Annotated in this window: 17 protein-coding genes and 2 pseudogenes; 16 read left to right on the top strand and 3 right to left on the bottom strand. The window is 38.9% G+C overall.

Annotated elements, in window-relative coordinates; genetic code table 11:
* From EKM98_RS10050 to nrdF, 8 genes and pseudogenes are all read left to right on the top strand, one after another.
* On the top strand, nucleotides 1-210 hold a 210-nt coding region (locus tag EKM98_RS10050; protein WP_191983382.1), incomplete at its 5' end, for a PAS domain-containing protein.
* Nucleotides 211-273: 63 nt separating this feature from the next.
* Nucleotides 274-921 carry a hypothetical protein gene (locus EKM98_RS10045; protein WP_125982410.1) on the top strand — a complete coding sequence of 216 codons (648 nt, stop codon included), beginning with the start codon at nucleotides 274-276 and terminating at the stop codon, nucleotides 919-921.
* Between the two features lie 230 nt (nucleotides 922-1,151).
* Nucleotides 1,152-1,771: pseudogene (locus tag EKM98_RS10040) on the top strand (HD domain-containing protein).
* 125 nt (nucleotides 1,772-1,896) lie between these two features.
* Nucleotides 1,897-1,986 carry a putative holin-like toxin gene (locus tag EKM98_RS12195; RefSeq protein ID WP_225418566.1) on the top strand — a complete coding sequence of 30 codons (90 nt, stop codon included), beginning with the start codon at nucleotides 1,897-1,899 and terminating at the stop codon, nucleotides 1,984-1,986.
* Nucleotides 1,987-2,531: 545 nt separating this feature from the next.
* Complete coding sequence (gene nrdI / locus EKM98_RS10035; protein ID WP_071665479.1) at nucleotides 2,532-2,990, top strand: class Ib ribonucleoside-diphosphate reductase assembly flavoprotein NrdI; 459 nt, start codon at nucleotides 2,532-2,534, stop codon at nucleotides 2,988-2,990.
* A 27-nt stretch (nucleotides 2,991-3,017) separates the two neighbouring features.
* On the top strand, nucleotides 3,018-5,165 hold the full coding sequence (gene nrdE / locus EKM98_RS10030; protein ID WP_164512697.1) for a class 1b ribonucleoside-diphosphate reductase subunit alpha: 2,148 nt from the start codon (nucleotides 3,018-3,020) through the stop codon (nucleotides 5,163-5,165).
* 106 nt (nucleotides 5,166-5,271) lie between these two features.
* A complete protein-coding gene (locus EKM98_RS10025; RefSeq protein WP_125982406.1) occupies nucleotides 5,272-6,198 on the top strand; it encodes a ribonucleotide-diphosphate reductase subunit beta in 927 nt (308 codons plus the stop codon).
* 14 nt (nucleotides 6,199-6,212) lie between these two features.
* Nucleotides 6,213-7,163, top strand: a complete 951-nt coding sequence (gene nrdF, locus EKM98_RS10020; RefSeq protein WP_125982404.1) for a class 1b ribonucleoside-diphosphate reductase subunit beta — start codon at nucleotides 6,213-6,215, stop codon at nucleotides 7,161-7,163.
* Nucleotides 7,164-7,291: 128 nt separating this feature from the next.
* On the opposite strand, the gene EKM98_RS10015 is transcribed toward nrdF, so the two are convergent.
* Entirely contained in the window at nucleotides 7,292-8,104 is an 813-nt protein-coding gene (locus EKM98_RS10015) for a DDE-type integrase/transposase/recombinase (protein ID WP_125982402.1), read from the bottom strand.
* Nucleotides 8,105-8,217: 113 nt separating this feature from the next.
* Between EKM98_RS10015 and EKM98_RS10010 the strand changes: the two genes are divergently transcribed.
* From EKM98_RS10010 to EKM98_RS12095, 8 genes and pseudogenes are all read left to right on the top strand, one after another.
* A complete protein-coding gene (locus EKM98_RS10010; RefSeq protein WP_016526668.1) occupies nucleotides 8,218-8,850 on the top strand; it encodes a recombinase family protein in 633 nt (210 codons plus the stop codon).
* An 86-nt stretch (nucleotides 8,851-8,936) separates the two neighbouring features.
* Nucleotides 8,937-9,839, top strand: a complete 903-nt coding sequence (locus EKM98_RS10005; RefSeq protein WP_125982400.1) for a YitT family protein — start codon at nucleotides 8,937-8,939, stop codon at nucleotides 9,837-9,839.
* Nucleotides 9,840-9,996: 157 nt separating this feature from the next.
* Nucleotides 9,997-10,350: pseudogene (locus tag EKM98_RS10000) on the top strand (TetR/AcrR family transcriptional regulator); the annotation flags it as partial.
* A 266-nt stretch (nucleotides 10,351-10,616) separates the two neighbouring features.
* Entirely contained in the window at nucleotides 10,617-11,402 is a 786-nt protein-coding gene (locus EKM98_RS09995) for a ParA family protein (RefSeq protein WP_015474752.1), read from the top strand.
* A gap of 50 nt (nucleotides 11,403-11,452) precedes the next feature.
* Entirely contained in the window at nucleotides 11,453-11,656 is a 204-nt protein-coding gene (locus EKM98_RS09990; protein ID WP_015474751.1) for a hypothetical protein, read from the top strand.
* Between the two features lie 662 nt (nucleotides 11,657-12,318).
* Entirely contained in the window at nucleotides 12,319-13,425 is a 1,107-nt protein-coding gene (locus tag EKM98_RS09985) for a replication initiator protein A (protein WP_125982398.1), read from the top strand.
* Between the two features lie 249 nt (nucleotides 13,426-13,674).
* Nucleotides 13,675-13,956, top strand: a complete 282-nt coding sequence (locus EKM98_RS09980; RefSeq protein WP_003646131.1) for a type II toxin-antitoxin system RelB/DinJ family antitoxin — start codon at nucleotides 13,675-13,677, stop codon at nucleotides 13,954-13,956.
* Nucleotides 13,946-14,452 carry a hypothetical protein gene (locus tag EKM98_RS12095; RefSeq protein ID WP_164512696.1) on the top strand — a complete coding sequence of 169 codons (507 nt, stop codon included), beginning with the start codon at nucleotides 13,946-13,948 and terminating at the stop codon, nucleotides 14,450-14,452. The genes EKM98_RS09980 and EKM98_RS12095 overlap by 11 nt, the downstream gene beginning before the upstream one ends.
* Here EKM98_RS12095 and EKM98_RS09970 read toward each other — a convergent pair.
* On the bottom strand, nucleotides 14,442-14,720 hold the full coding sequence (locus tag EKM98_RS09970; protein WP_125982396.1) for a hypothetical protein: 279 nt from the start codon (nucleotides 14,718-14,720) through the stop codon (nucleotides 14,442-14,444). The genes EKM98_RS12095 and EKM98_RS09970 overlap by 11 nt on opposite strands.
* A 21-nt stretch (nucleotides 14,721-14,741) precedes the next feature.
* The gene (locus EKM98_RS09965; RefSeq protein ID WP_125982395.1) at nucleotides 14,742-14,951 is read right to left on the bottom strand and encodes a hypothetical protein; all 210 of its coding nucleotides are present in this window, start codon (nucleotides 14,949-14,951) and stop codon (nucleotides 14,742-14,744) included.
* Nucleotides 14,952-15,197 lie beyond the last annotated feature (246 nt).

The raw sequence follows: 15,197 nt of genomic DNA, 5'->3' as shown, positions 1-15,197 counted from the left end.
AAAAAAGTGCTCGCTGAAATGCACAACGGTGAACGCGATTCGATCCAAATGACAGTTCCGGCAAAAGGTAAACAAATACACATTGCCTTCTACGCCTTACATAATGATTCAGGGGATTACATTGGCTGCATCGAAGTCACTGAGGATATTTCTGAATTTACAAAATCGGGTAAAATTGGGAATCTAGTTAAACTTTTAAGAAACAAATAGCGTTATTTTAAAGCGGCTTCTACCTTTGGGAGATTTTAGATCGATAATTTATTTAGAGGAAAAATGATGAAAAAATTAGTTAATTTGGGAATCATCGCCCTAGCCACTATTAATCTGGCCGCTTGTGGAAATAATTTGGCCAGTAAAAGTAGTTCATTAGCAAAAGCTAAATCCGAAAGTGTGGCTAAGCAGCAAAGCAGCAAGAAAAAGACTGCTGCTAAGGCAGAACGTACGGCTAAAACTGAGGCCAAGGCCAAACGTTCTTCAGCCCAGAAGGCCAGCGCCAAAGCCAAAGCGGAAAGTAAACGTAAGGCTAAGGCCGCCTGGGAATCAAGTATCAGGACTGCGGCCGCAAATGAAAGCTCAGCCGCCCAATCTTCTTCCATTGCTCAGCAGCAAGCAGCCGATAGCTCTACCCAGACAGCTGCGGCCAATAGTTCCGAACAAGCCGCAATTGCAAGTAGTCAACAAGCCACTCAGACCTCCCAACAGCAGGCGCAACAAAGTCAGCAGACCCCGCAGACACAATCGCAGCAAACAACACCAACCAGTTCCGGTAGTGATCCAAATGATTCTTCTAATTCCGGGACACAAAATCAAACTGATTGGACTGGTAATGACAACTACCTAAATGCCACTGGGACAAGTGCAGCAAATACGCAATCAACAGACGACAGTGTTGACGCTAATTCAACGGTGGTCGGAAATTAAATTCTCGGAAATCACCTTTTTAATTGGGAATGAAATTAAAAAATGAAACATTTACGCAAAATTGTTATGCACAAATTTATCAGAGTTCAGAAAAATAAATTGGAAGTAGTGGATGGTATGAATGATGTTGACAGAAAAACTAGCATTAGAGGCCTCCTTATTATATATAGTAAAGGATACTAAACGAAATAGATTAAATATAGTATATAAAATCATTTTCTAAAGAAAATATGGCCTTTGATCAAACTGGGCATGATTTTCTTCATGCCCAAAGAGTGGCTAAGCTAGCTCAAAAAAAATATATAGAAGATTTTAAAAAAAATGAAACTGATATTGGTCTGTATGTTGTGAAAGCAGCTAGCTATTTGCATGACACCATAGACTAAAAAGTCACTGCAGATAGAATAGACTGAGAGGAGTACGAATTATACTTAGCCATGAGAATATTACAACTCCGGCTAGAGAAGACGTTTTAGATATTATCCAACATATGTCATATGCTGACAACATTGAACACCATTATCAGCTTTCTAACGAAGGTAAATGTGTTCAGGACGCTGATAGACTTGATGCACTAGGTGCAATCGGCATAGCACGTGCATTTGCTTACGGCGGGCACGCTGGACAGGAAATATATGATTCCAAAATATCAGTGAAGAAAATCAAAACACACGATGATTATCGCCATCACAAAAGTACAACCATCAATCACTTTTATGAAAAGCTGCTGAAATTAGCAAGTTCAATGAATACCAGAACGGGAAAGCAAGAAGCCAGTCGTCGAACAAAGCATATGCGTGATTTCTTATCTGAATTCCAAATGGAAACAGGTGTAAAAGATGAAACATAATGAGCATCTATTAGATAAATCGTATTTCGAAAAAGTCGCTGCACTTTTTAATAAAGGACAGTCTGATCTCCTGCTAGGTGAGGCCATGTGAACATGGAATAATCTTCAGGAAGGTTTCACAGCCAATGAGCGCCTTCCAGACACGCTCGTTGATATTGCTGTTTGGCCCGTTTTTAATCGCGCTCCTCAGCTATATCGACAAGCACCCCAAATAAAAACCCGCCCTGCGTAACTTTGGTCGGTTACAAGGCGACAATGTATTTTGTAATCTAGACCACCGCCTTTAAAGCGGCTTGTCTGAGAAGCTCCGTTCACGCAGGGCTTCTTTTTCTTCCCCGCATTATAGCATGCCTTTAATTATCCTTCGACTATTTTAAATTAACTTTCTAATAGTTCTAGAGGACGCACGTTTTTTTGTACTAAAACAAAGGTAAAAACTAGTAGACATAATCAAAATATTTTTTGATCATGAACCGTACAGTGTGCTCTTCTCAATTGATAACAAGGCCTTTGGTGCAAACTGTGAGCTGGGTCCTGGGAGCTTGCTTCCATTCATTAAAAGTCCCGTTTATCGTCTCTTAGTGCAGCTTAAAATACCAACGGTAGGCCCATTTTAGCCACCTCGCATGAATCTTTATATTCAACACAATTTGTAGATCAATCAGATCGTCCACCAATTTGCATAGACACCATATATAGTGCTATAATGATCGCCTAACCACTATATATAGAAAAAGGGCGATGATTAGTTACGGAAACCATAAATATTCTCTACATCAGTTTGAGCGGCAACACGAAATATTTTATTAGCAGACTGACAACATACTTTGAGAAAGAACGTCATGTTCGGGTTAGTTCAATTAATGTTAAAGAACACCCTGAATTCACCACTCTTGACCAGCCGTTTGTTACCTTCCTACCAGCCTTTCTTAAAGGTGGTAATGGGGTTAATAACGGTTATACTGAAATATTAACCACTATTTTGGGAGATTACCTCGCGTACGAAGGCAATTACCAGCATTGCTACGGTATTATCGGTAGCGGTAATCGTAATTTTAATAAGCAGTTTGCACTCACGGCTAAACAATATGCTAAACGCTTCGATTTTCCTTACATTACCGATTTTGAGCTACGTGGCACCGCACACGACATTCCTCGCATTGCCGATGCCATCTTAACCTATCGCAATCAATTTTGTTTTCAAACAACGAAGGAGTAATCCCTAATGGTAACTAGCACCCCAGAAATGGAAAATACCTATTTTTACTTAAATAACCTCGTAAATATCCCAAGCAACGGAGAAATTCCGCTACATTATGATCAAGAAGCCCTAAAGGCTTATTTCGAAGAGACAGTTAAACCGAAGACCAAGCAATTTGATTCGTTAAATGCCAAGTTAAATTACTTGGTTGACGAAGATTATATCGATCCAAGTATCCTGGAACAATACTCTCACAAGTTTGTGCAGTCCTTGTTCGACCAAATGAGAGACCATCACTTTCGTTTTCGCAGCTTTCTCGGTGCCTACAAGTTCTACACACAATATGCCATGAAAACTAATGATGGCCAGCAATTTTTGGAAGACTTTGTCGATCGCGTCGTCTTCAATGCCCTCTATCTCGCTAATGGTGATGAACAACTTGCCAATGACGTTGCCGATGAATTGATTTCACAACGTTATCAGCCTGCCACCCCCACGTTTCTCAACGCGGGTAAAAAACGGCGCGGTGAAATGGTATCATGTTTTTTAATCGATGTGGCCGACTCCATGCTCTCAATTGGACGCGGCGTTAATTCTGCCCTTCAACTATCTCGAATCGGTGGGGGCGTCGGCGTTAACCTGTCAAACTTGCGCGCCTCAGGTGATCCTATTAAGCAGATTTCCAACGCCTCGTCTGGCGTTGTACCAGTGATGAAGTTACTTGAAGACTCATTTAGCTACAGTAACCAACTTGGGCAACGGAACGGCGCCGGAGTGGTTTATCTCAACGTCTTCCATCCTGACATCTTACATTTTCTGGATACCAAAAAGGAAAATGCGGACGAAAAAATTCGGGTGAAGACCTTGTCCCTCGGTTTGATTGTTCCTGATAAGTATTATGAATTACTCAAGACTAACGAACCAATGTATCTTTTTAGCCCCTATGATGCCGAACGTGAATATCGTACGCCATTTGCTTACATCGATATCACCAAAGAATATAACAACATGGTCGCTAACCCCAATATTAAGAAGTCAGTTTTTAACGCGCGGAAACTAGAACAAAAGATTTCTCAACTCCAACAAGAATCTGGTTATCCTTACATCTTGAACATTGATACGGCCAACCAAACTAACCCTGTCGATGGCAAAATTATTATGAGTAACCTTTGTAGTGAGATCTTACAGCCTCAAGAACCGTCAAAACTTGATGATGACCTATCGTACAAGACAATTGGCACCGATATTTCATGTAATCTCGGATCAACTAATATCATGAATATGATTGACTCGCCGGACTTCGGTCACTCAGTTGAGGTTGCTGTTCGTGCGCTCACCCTCGTAACTGACACAACCGACGTTAAGGAAGTACCGACTGTTAAACATGGTAACGAACTTTACCACACGATTGGATTAGGGGCTATGGGTCTGCATACTGCCCTTGCACGCCACCAAATTGAGTATGGCTCACCAGAGGCCCTTGAATTTACTGATGCCTACTTCCTAGCTTTAAACTACTATTCACTCGTTACGAGCAATCGAATTGCCCGTGAACGCCACGAAACCTTCGCTAAATTTGACCAATCAAAGTACGCTGATGGCAGTTACTTCGATCAATACTTGAACGCAGACTTTAAATTTAAGAGTACCAAAGTTGCAAAAATCTTCAAAAATATTAAATTACCATCTGTTACAGATTGGAAGGCACTCAAGCAAGCTGTGATTACTGGCGGCCTTTATCATCGTAATAGACTCGCTGTGGCACCGAACGGATCAATTTCGTACGTCAATGAAACAAGTGCATCACTTCATCCAATCACACAATTAGTAGAACAACGTCAGGAAAATAAGGTAGGCTCAATCTTCTATCCAGCACCTTACCTGTCTAACGAAACTTTGCCTTACTACACACCCGCATATGATATTGATCAACGAAAAATTATTGACACCTATGCCGTAGCTCAAAAGCACATTGATCAAGGCATGAGTCTGACACTATTTATGCGTTCAGTTTTGAAACCTGACCTTTACGAGTGGAAGGACAATAACAATTTAAAGATGACAACCCGAGACCTTAACCGGTTACGGAATTACGCCTGGACAAAAGGCATTAAGTCACTTTATTACATTCGAACGTTTACAGAAGACGATGAAATTAAAACGGCAAATGAATGTGAATCATGCATGATCTAGGAAATTTACTTGGGGTCTTACCGTCCGTTTAACACACCGGCATACGTTATTGGGTCACAAGACCCATATACCCATGAATCCTAATTAAGGAGACGAACAAATAACGATGGACTACTTATACTACAAAGCAATTAACTGGGATGATATTAAAGATAATTTCGATAAATACATGTGGGAACGACTCACCACTAACTTTTGGTTGGACATTCGGATTCCCATCACGAATGATCAAACGGCTTGGCAACAGCTATCAGATACTCAACAACAGGCCATTACTCGTATGTTGGCAGGTACATCAATGTTAGCCGTCTACCAATCAGAAGTTGGCACCCCTGCTATTCGCCACGATCGGCGAACTCAACAAGAAGAATCCGTATTAAACACCATTACCTTTATGAAATCAGTCCATGCCAAAAGCTGTACGACCATTTTCCGGGCTCTGATTCCGGGTAACGGCGGTGAAAGTTTTACTTGGGCAGATGATAATGCCAATCTGCAAGCTGAAATTGACCAACTAGCCCAAATGAGCACTAGCGATATGGCCTTACAGAAAAAAGCCCTTTTTATTCTGACTGAAACTGGGCTCTCGTTTGGTAAATACTGGACAATACTTCAAACACAGGCTCTCTTCAATACTTACCAAATGTTGGCTAATATTCTCCGCGGTAGCGCCCTTTTTAGTGCTTATATTGGTTACAAATTTCGCCTCAGATTTGAAGAACTCACTGTAAGTGATCAAACCGAACTGCAGTATTGGATTAATACACAGTTTGATCAACTCATGCAAACTGAAAAAGACTTCTTAGAAGCTAACCTTGACGATGCCACCGAAGCCATCAATCTGGCCTCCTATGGTGCCAATCATGCATTAATGTCACTTGGCTTTAACGCTGTCTACGAAGTTCAACCGTCTTCACTAGTGGCGCAACTCAAAGAACTGATGATTGACCAAAATCAATTTTTGCAACAGGTAACGGCTGCAAACAATGAATCGGACACTGAAAAAATGACCGATGACGACTACGACTTTTAAGGAGTATTCAACTAATGAGCTATAAAACAATTAATTGGGACATCATCGAAGACGAACTTGACGAATATGTATGGGATAAAGCAACGGCACAATACTGGCTGGATACGCGAGTACCTGTTTCTAATGATTTACGGGACTGGCGGACACTCTCTGGCACCGAAAAATCGGTTATCAATCGGGTTGTGGGTGGATTAGCCTTGCTGGACACACTCCAATCTGAAGAAGGAGTCGACGTGATGCGGCCCGACGTTCGGACACGAAAAGAAGCAGCAGTCCTCAATGACTTTTTGATGATGGAGTCAATTCATGCCAAAAGCTACGGCACTATTTTGACATCTTTGAACGATCAAGCCACTGTTGACGAAGTATTCAAATGGATGAACAATAATCCCAGAATGCAATACAAAGCCAAACGGATCAATGATATTTATCAAACGGGAAACAACCTTGAAAAGAAAGTTGCAAGCGTCTTTCTTGAAGGAATTTTGTACTACACCAACTTTTTTACCCCACTTTGGTACCGTGGTAACAATAAGCTGGCAAATCTTTCTGAAGTTATCAAACTGGTGATCCGCGATGAATCTGTTCATGGTACCTACCTTGGCTACAAATTTCAATTGGGATATAAAGAGCTATCGGCGACTGAACAAAAAATATTCAAAAAGTGGATGGATGAGTTGCTCGACGATCTCCTTGAGAACGAGTTTGCGTTCACCGAAGAAGTTTACGCGCCGATTGGGTTAGCGGAAGACGTTAAACAATTCGTTCACTACAACGCCAACAAGGCGCTCCAAAATATGGGCTTTGAATCCCGCTTCCCCAATGCTGAGATTAAAGATATCAACCCAATCGTAATGAACGGAATTTCAACCGAAACGGCCAATCATGATTTCTTTTCACAAGTTGGTGCTGGCTATCTAATGGGTAATGCTGAAGCTATGAGTAGCGGCGACTATGACTTCTAACATAGGCTTCTAGGCATAATTAAAATTAAAAAAAGGCTAATATCTACAGGAAATATTAAAGTAAAGCCCCCTGAGTTGTACTAGTCCCTGTCAAGTTGTCATTTGAAATAATATAAGTTTTGCTTTGCTTAAACGGCCTCATTCCAGTATTCCGCTGGGGTGAGGTCGTTTCTTGCTGGTGAACGATCTAGTTGATTAAAATAGTTGATGCCTTCTTCGACCAAGGCCACTAATTCTTTATAGGTAACTGGTTTAGCGTGTCGATCAATCCAGCGCAATTTGAACTCGTTCCACCAACGTTCCATTGGTGCGTTATCATACGGCGTCCCTGGTCGTGACATACTACGGGTGACTTCATGTTGCGCCAAAAAGTTATTGAATGTTCCTGATGTGCATGCCGAATCTCGGTCAGTATGCACTACAGGGTGGACGTCACCCGCAAAATTAAAGGCCCGTTGAAAAACCTGAACTTTTGCCTTCGAAGTTTCAGTTTCACTTAATTTATGGGCAATTAGATGGCGACCGTAAAGATCCAGCGCGCCACTCAAACGCACTTTATACTGACCGTTAACACCATAGGTCAATTCCGTTGAATCAGCTAACCAAACCTGGTTTGGTTGGTTAACGCCAAAACGCTGATTTAAAACATTATCTTGTAAGTATTGCTCCTGTTGTTTGATTCGTGAATGCTTTTTCTGATGAACCTGGCAACGAATGCCTAGCTTGCTCATAATCCGCTTAACTTGCTTTAACGTCACCTGTTCGGTGACGGCCGGGTCTTTTCTGAGATTAGATAATATTTTGGTACTACCAATACTTTGATGATGCTGGTTATACCAATATTGAACCCGTCCAGTTAAGAAGTTATCTCGAATCCCCCAATCCGTTACGTTACGATGTACCCTAATGTCTCCTTCCTGAGCTGTGGTATAATAGATCAAACGTGTGAGACATTAGAGTGTGACACAGTAACTTTTAAATCTTAATCAGATCAACTAGTTGAGTAGTTGCCCAGAAACTGACGTCAGAATTAATATGATAAGAAGGCAAATATATGAAAATTGGTTATGCTAGGGTGTCGTCTGAAAATCAGAATTTAGCTCGGCAGATTGAAGCTCTAAAAAAGTCTGGTGTAGAGAAAATATTTCAGGAAAAAGTTTCCGGAAAATCAGTTCAAAATCGCCCTGAATTGCAAAAAATGTTAGAGTTCATTCGTGAAAAAGATATTGTCACTGTTTTGGATTTAGATCGACTTGGTAGAAATGCTCAGGACATTACTGACACCATTAACTTGATTCAACAAAAGGAAGCCACACTAGATGTTTTAAGTTTACCGAGTTTCACTGATATACAAGATGTTAACTTACGTGGTTTATTAACCAATTTGGTTTTTGAAATATACAAATATACAGCTGAAGAAGAGCGCAACAAAATTCATGCTAGGCAGAATCAGGGGATCCAATTAGCTAAGGAGCGCGGGGAGTATAAAGGAAGAAGGCGGCAATATAGTCCACATGGATCAAAACGCTACCTATATAAAAGGGTAGTTCAAATGCTCAGGGATGGAACGAATATTGCACAAATTGCAAGGAGTACTGGCGTACAACGACGACAAATTTATCGTATTAAAGAATATGCTTTAAAAGTTGGCGACTTAGGCACTCCCAAAAGGGAAGTGAATAGCTAGGGCCTACAGGACAAGTTAGTGTTTTTTAGGGACCATCGGTCAAATAATAAAGCACTTACATTGATAAAACATTTTGGAGATGAACTATGTTTTTTAAAGATTGGACAAAATACAATAGTTTCGAATTAGTTATGATTACGTTGGGATGTAGCATTTATGCGTTCAGTCTAGATTTAGTCTCTATTCCAAGTGGCTTGGCAGACGGCGGTCTGAGCGGAATAACTCTGATTATTCGTCATTTCTTTCATATTAACTTGGGAATTAGTACTTTATTTCTGAATATTCCATTGATACTAATTGGGTTGCGCTACTTAGGCAAGCACATGATGGCTTACACTATTTATGGCACCATTTGTTTATCACTATTTCTAATAATATGGTCACAGCAGGCTCTGATTCAACCACTACCATTGAGAAATGATTTATTATTGTCATCACTGGTTGCAGGGGTATTATCAGGGTTGGGAATTGGTCTGGTTTTTCGTTATAACGGAACTACTGGTGGTAGTGATATTATTGCTCGGGTTGGCCAGAGAAGTTTTGGATTTTCTTCGGGAAAAGGAATTTTGATTATTGACTACGTAGTATTAGGGCTATCACTATCATACTTAGATCTGTATCACATCGCGTACTCGCTAATTGTTAGTTTCGTATTATCTAAAGTAATTGATATAGTCCAAGAAGGGCCCAATCGTGCTAAGGTATTATTCATTGTGTCAGATAAAAGCCAAAAAATTTCCCAATTAATTGATGTTTCTTTAAATAGAGGATTGACATATTTGCAAGCTGAAGGTGGTTATCAGCATGATCAAAAGCAAGTGATTTATTTGGTGGTTCAACCGCGGGAAATTCCACAATTGAAGCAATTAATTAAAGCGATTGATGAACGGGCATTTGTGACGGTACTGGATGCCCATGAAGTGATTGGAGAGGGCTTTAGTTATCAACGCAAAAGATACCATGTTAATTGGCAGCACAGTAAAGAATAAAAATTAATAGACGTTTTAATATGAAAAAACGCCTATAATCTACTAGTCACTGATTAGAAAATTGTTGTTTTGATCACGTAGAGCAGTTGGGTATTGAACAATAATATATGTGAAAACGGCCAGGATTCAAATTTTATAGTTTTACTATTGAGACAGACAACAGAAACCGCAGGTAGGTGAAATGATGCTAAAAACTACTTTTGACATTTTTTAAAATTTTTGGTGGCAAAAACGAGATTTAATTCAATTATTGATCCGACAAGGCTTATTTGATCACACGAATGAAATTTGGCAGCAAAAAGCAATCCCCCGTTATCAACAGTTTGCGGCTCCCTAGCATGTTCAGGGCACTCCTACCCAAGTGAATTATGTGATGGCTTTTCAACTAGGTGGTTTTACCAATATTCTACGCGTCTGGTTAGGCCAAGATCAGCCTGAGCCACCAGAACAAATTAAGGATTTAATGTTGTTGGCTGCCCAACAATTAGCTGATAGTTTGAATAACAACTAAGCAGATTTAGGACACACAACCTCTAATTAAGCTTGTTTCTATCACCACTCATCGCTTTATCCTTTTGAATATCAACCATTACTACCTAACAATTGGCCATTTACTTATTTAAATCATTTCGGTGAGACCACAACCGACCAGAAGCTACTAGAAAGACGGACATTAGCAAACATACACAACAAAGAAAAAACATGCTGTGCTATATTCAGTCATTGCATATCATATCATGCTATGATATGCTTTAACTGTAAACAAGGAGGCGCCCTATGAAAATAATTACTTTTTCTGCTATTAAGGGAGGGGTTGGAAAAACAACCTTAACTTTCAATTATAGTGAATGGCTGTCTAGCAAAGGCTATAACGTTTTGCTGATTGATAGCGACCACCAATGCAGTCTGACCCAAACCTATGATATTTATAAAGACCATGGCACCTTAGCTAACATTTTTACAAAAGATAGTGAAAAAGTAGAAATTATTGAATTGCACAAAAACTTATCAATTATTCCTGCTTCTATGAATTTAGATATGGTCAACAATGATCTTCAAACGAGAGCCAACAAAGAATTACTAATGTACATGTGGTTCTCAGACAATTATGACAAACTGAAAAAATTTGACTATGTATTAATAGACACACATCCGGATTTTTCGACAATCACGCAAAATATGATTGTAATTTCAGATTTAGTATTTAGTCCGATTGAACCAAGTGAATACGGTTTTATTTCCAAAAGTAATTTGGAATTAAGAATGGAACAATTAAAACAAGAAGTAATTAATGTTGAAAGTCGTAAAAGCTTTATCACAGCAGAACTAAAATTTATTGGAAATAGAATAAAACATAATACTAAATCCTCACATGAATTTGTGGAACAAATGAAAAAAGATCCCAGAACCATTGCCTTAATTCCTGAAAGGGAAGTATTCAATAAAACAACTCTTAATCATGAACCGCTGATCAACATGGAAAAAGGCAAAAGCTCAACTCCAAAAGCAAGGGAATTTTTTGAGAAAATTGACAAAATATTTGATACGTTTACTAAGCAATAATCATATCATGCTATGACATAGTGTGATATGCTATCGAAAGGATCAACATCATGGCATTTGAAGATAAAATGGACCAATTAAAAAACAGTATGAACAGCAATCCAATAACAAATGAACCTCCTACACCTAGAGTTTCAAAGTCTTATACTTTAAAACAAAACGTTGCTAATGAATTGGCCAGACGTGCCAAAGGAAAAGAGTTAACAGCTTCCAGATATTTAGAACAGCTATTGAAAAAAGAGTTCAATCTATAATTATGATCAGCCAGAAAATGCATAAGTACAACAGCAACTACAATAAATGTTACATTTTTTGGTTAATTTAATTAAAACATCGATTGAATAATATTTGCTAGTATATTCAATCGCTTGTTGGTTCCAAACTAAGAGCTGGTAAAGTATACAAGATCAAATAATGTTGCTGGAAGATAAGCGCTATGCTAGACTAAAACTAATTTAACAACCGAATAGAAGATAAAGCTAAACAGAAAAAGTCCTTGATTCACGGGGAATCAGGGACTTTTGGTTTAGCAAGTAGCTATCAGACAGCTACTTAGATTCAGTCGATTTTAACTTGGCGGTGAAAATCGACTGAACATTGTTCTTAATTTGTAGGTTAATTATACCGCAAACCAGTCCTAGAGGACAAGTGAAGGATAGTTAAAAACAAATCAAAGCCAATGGACTAAGTAGCTAACCGAAGCTATTTAGTCCATTTTTTGTTGTTAGAAATTAAAAAAGTTGCCGAATGGGCAACCAAGAATAGGCACATGCTGGTAAATTACAAAGCCCTCACGGCTAAATGAATGCTTTGTAATTTAGTTAAAGCATATCAGATTTGTATTTTAAAGCAAATCTAATGTTTTAGCAACTCTCTTTCGAGACAGTGTGTGTCAGTTGAGAAGGGAAGTTTTATAATGAATCAAACTAATTTCAATTTTATTGAGTCGGAAAAAGCTTATGCAACTCGTTTTTTCCAATTCCCACAGGTTTTAATTTATGGATCTCAATATAAGACATTAAGTGATAGTGCAAAATTAGGATATATGATTTTACACGATAGACTAGATTATTCATTGAAAAACAACTGGGTTGATGAAGATAACAGGGTTTATTTCATTTTTACAAATCAAGAACTAACAGATCTTATGGGCTGGTCAAAAAAGAAAGTGATTAGGGTAAAAAATGAACTTGAAAACCAAGGATTATTATTTCAGAAAGCCATGCACTTTAATCCCAAAACTGGTAAAAATGAACCAAATAGATTGTATTTAGCAGATTTAGAAGTTACCGCAACAGACATTTATACAAAATCTCGGCAACAAGAGCCACGAGCCCTTGGTACACGTGAAAGTGTCAAAACGGAACCTTCGCGGAAGTTCGTTAAAACCCTTGATACACGCGAAAGTGTCAAAACGGAACCTTCGCGGAAGTTCGTTAAAGATACACCACAAACCCTTGATACACGCGAAAGTGTCAAAAAGAGTCACAATCTAGACTATACTAATAATTTAGATACTAATAGATATAATATAGATACTCAAAAGTTGGACTTTTCCACAGCCCAATTCTCACCAGCAGAACTAGAAAAGCAAAACCATGATCTCATAAATCATGCTAATGACTTCTTAACTGATGAAGACAGTGGCTTACCGGTTTTCTTAGAACCCGAAGCTGTGCAACTACTTAGTTTTTGGTGCCGTACCCCACAACAAATGCGGCGCTTCATTGGCATTATCTTAAATGCTAAGTACCGAGTTGAGAAAGATCACAAAGATATTGGTGTCATAATCCCACTTGATGATGAGGAACTGAAACCTTTAATGACTAAAGCCTTGAGACGCTACTTTAACGCCCTGAGAAGCAATGAGAAGCACATCAAGAATGTTGAGAACTACTTATACGGCACCATGCAAAACCTATTTGGCGTTTGGTGGAATAAACAAGCGGCTAGAGAATATGCGGCCAAACACCCCGAAGAAGAAAAGTCGGCCGACAACGATAACAGTGGGTTGTACTACTAGTCCTAAAAGGCTACAAAATCCTTTCTAAGCGGTTTTAAGACTTACTAACCCTTTATACTTAAGTTAGATTTAAATGGCTTAAACAGAAGAATAGGGGCTTTTAAATGAGCGCCAGAGCTAACCAGCTCAAAAGTTCAGCCTTTAGATCAACGCCAAGCTCAAGTGATTTGAGGCCAGGGCTTTATCTATTGATAAGGTACTCAAAAGGTAGTATAATGGTAGTAGCAAAAGAAAGGAGATGAGACAATCATGGCAGTTAAGGAAAAGAAACGGGTCCAAGTCAAGATTGATAAAGATTTGGCCGATGATACCGAAGCAGTTTTAAGCGAATTGGGCTTAAATCCAACCACGGCCATTAACATGTTTTACAAGCGGATTGTTGCTAATGGTGCTTTACCTTTTAATGTGTCTTTAAGCGAAGAAGAAAGAGCTAATTTACGCTTTTTAAAGGCGACCGAAGGGACACCAGTCACCGAGTTCAAAGACGCTAAAGAGGTCGCTGATTGGCTCAACGATCCAGATGAGGACTAATGACTTAGTCAGCCTATACGTTAGTTTTGTAGAAACTAACGGTGGCAAGTCTCGACCAGTTTTAATTCGTCGGGTATCAGAACAGACGGTCGAGGCTTTTAAAATTACTAGTCAGTATGAAAAGAAGTCGGCTTATATCAAGCAACAATATTATCCGATTCAAGATTGGCAATCCGCTGGGTTGAAGAAACCTTCCTGGGTCGATCTTGGTAATATTTATCGCTTTCCCAAAGCCGGTTTAAACTTTAAAGAAATCGGTCATTTAAGTAAGCTAGATCAAAATAAAATTTCAGATTTTACGCTTGACCTAAAATCAAAAAGAAGAGGCAAGGGTCAAAAGATAATTCAACAGCGATCAAGTAAAAGGAAGCACAAAGAAAGTAAAGCAGAGCTTACACAAAGAATTCAAAAACAGTTAAAAGACTTTGCTAAACACAATCTAGAAATTAAGCCAAAAAACAATCCTGAAAATAAAAACGGTCGGCCTAGTTATTAGGTTGATCGTTTTTTAATTTATCCGGTTTATGGGCGTTAACATAGTCAGCGAATGTTTTTAAAAGTTCTTCGGTTTGTTCGACCGAGAGGTTATTAGCTTGAAAATACTTTTCTAATAAAGCCCCTTTTTGAATTAATCGGCGAGAACGGGCTTTTCGTGATTGTCGATTTTCATAATACTTAGATTGGCGTAACTTAAAATCTTCCCGCTCAATTTTTTGTTTTAAACGCGCTTGTTGTTCAATTAGTTTTTCATATTGATTAGGCATGGAATTCCCCATCTCCTATGACTAATGATCTACGGACTTTTCCTTTAAAAACTCGGATACTTTTTTTGATAGGGACTTGATATTGTCATTAGATAAATTAGCATAATCTAAATTGGCTTGACTGATGATTTGTTTACCTAGCCGTTGTTCAATCTTATTTTTTTCGTCCTTAATTTTTTGATTAAGGGCTTTTAATTTGGCTTCTTGTTTTTCTAAGTTACTTTGAGGCATAATGATCCCTCCAATCGTATTAAAAATAATCACCGACACTATATCATACAGAGAACGTTAAGTCAAAGTATGAAAGTTGAAATAGCGAAGCGGAAGTCATACACTATAAGTAAATTTAGGGGAATCAGAAGACCGAGTGAAACGAGGTCAATGCGCACTTACACGTCATCTTTGATGACGTTGTGCTAAACCCATTAAAACCTGTATTAGAAGTCGCCGATGGCGACAACAAAGTCAAACCCATAA

The sequence above is a fragment of the Loigolactobacillus iwatensis genome, assembly GCF_003950295.1.
In the GTDB taxonomy this organism is placed as follows: domain Bacteria; phylum Bacillota; class Bacilli; order Lactobacillales; family Lactobacillaceae; genus Loigolactobacillus; species Loigolactobacillus iwatensis.
The sequence above is the reverse complement of the archived record's forward strand: the minus strand, read 5'-3'. Positions and strand labels throughout refer to the sequence as shown.

What these genes read in the sequence shown, in the direction of transcription:
- EKM98_RS09985 (WP_125982398.1), top strand. Translation starts at nt 12,319, where the DNA reads ATGAATCAAACTAATTTCAATTTTATTGAGTCGGAAAAAGCTTATGCA.
- EKM98_RS12095 (WP_164512696.1), top strand. Translation starts at nt 13,946, where the DNA reads ATGAGGACTAATGACTTAGTCAGCCTATACGTTAGTTTTGTAGAAACT.
- EKM98_RS10010 (WP_016526668.1), top strand. Translation starts at nt 8,218, where the DNA reads ATGAAAATTGGTTATGCTAGGGTGTCGTCTGAAAATCAGAATTTAGCT.
- EKM98_RS12195 (WP_225418566.1), top strand. Translation starts at nt 1,897, where the DNA reads ATGAGCGCCTTCCAGACACGCTCGTTGATATTGCTGTTTGGCCCGTTT.
- EKM98_RS09990 (WP_015474751.1), top strand. Translation starts at nt 11,453, where the DNA reads ATGGCATTTGAAGATAAAATGGACCAATTAAAAAACAGTATGAACAGC.
- EKM98_RS10005 (WP_125982400.1), top strand. Translation starts at nt 8,937, where the DNA reads ATGTTTTTTAAAGATTGGACAAAATACAATAGTTTCGAATTAGTTATG.
- nrdE (WP_164512697.1), top strand. Translation starts at nt 3,018, where the DNA reads ATGGAAAATACCTATTTTTACTTAAATAACCTCGTAAATATCCCAAGC.
- EKM98_RS09965 (WP_125982395.1), bottom strand. Translation starts at nt 14,951, where the DNA reads ATGCCTCAAAGTAACTTAGAAAAACAAGAAGCCAAATTAAAAGCCCTT.
- EKM98_RS09995 (WP_015474752.1), top strand. Translation starts at nt 10,617, where the DNA reads ATGAAAATAATTACTTTTTCTGCTATTAAGGGAGGGGTTGGAAAAACA.
- EKM98_RS10025 (WP_125982406.1), top strand. Translation starts at nt 5,272, where the DNA reads ATGGACTACTTATACTACAAAGCAATTAACTGGGATGATATTAAAGAT.
- EKM98_RS09980 (WP_003646131.1), top strand. Translation starts at nt 13,675, where the DNA reads ATGGCAGTTAAGGAAAAGAAACGGGTCCAAGTCAAGATTGATAAAGAT.
- EKM98_RS09970 (WP_125982396.1), bottom strand. Translation starts at nt 14,720, where the DNA reads ATGCCTAATCAATATGAAAAACTAATTGAACAACAAGCGCGTTTAAAA.
- EKM98_RS10045 (WP_125982410.1), top strand. Translation starts at nt 274, where the DNA reads ATGATGAAAAAATTAGTTAATTTGGGAATCATCGCCCTAGCCACTATT.
- nrdF (WP_125982404.1), top strand. Translation starts at nt 6,213, where the DNA reads ATGAGCTATAAAACAATTAATTGGGACATCATCGAAGACGAACTTGAC.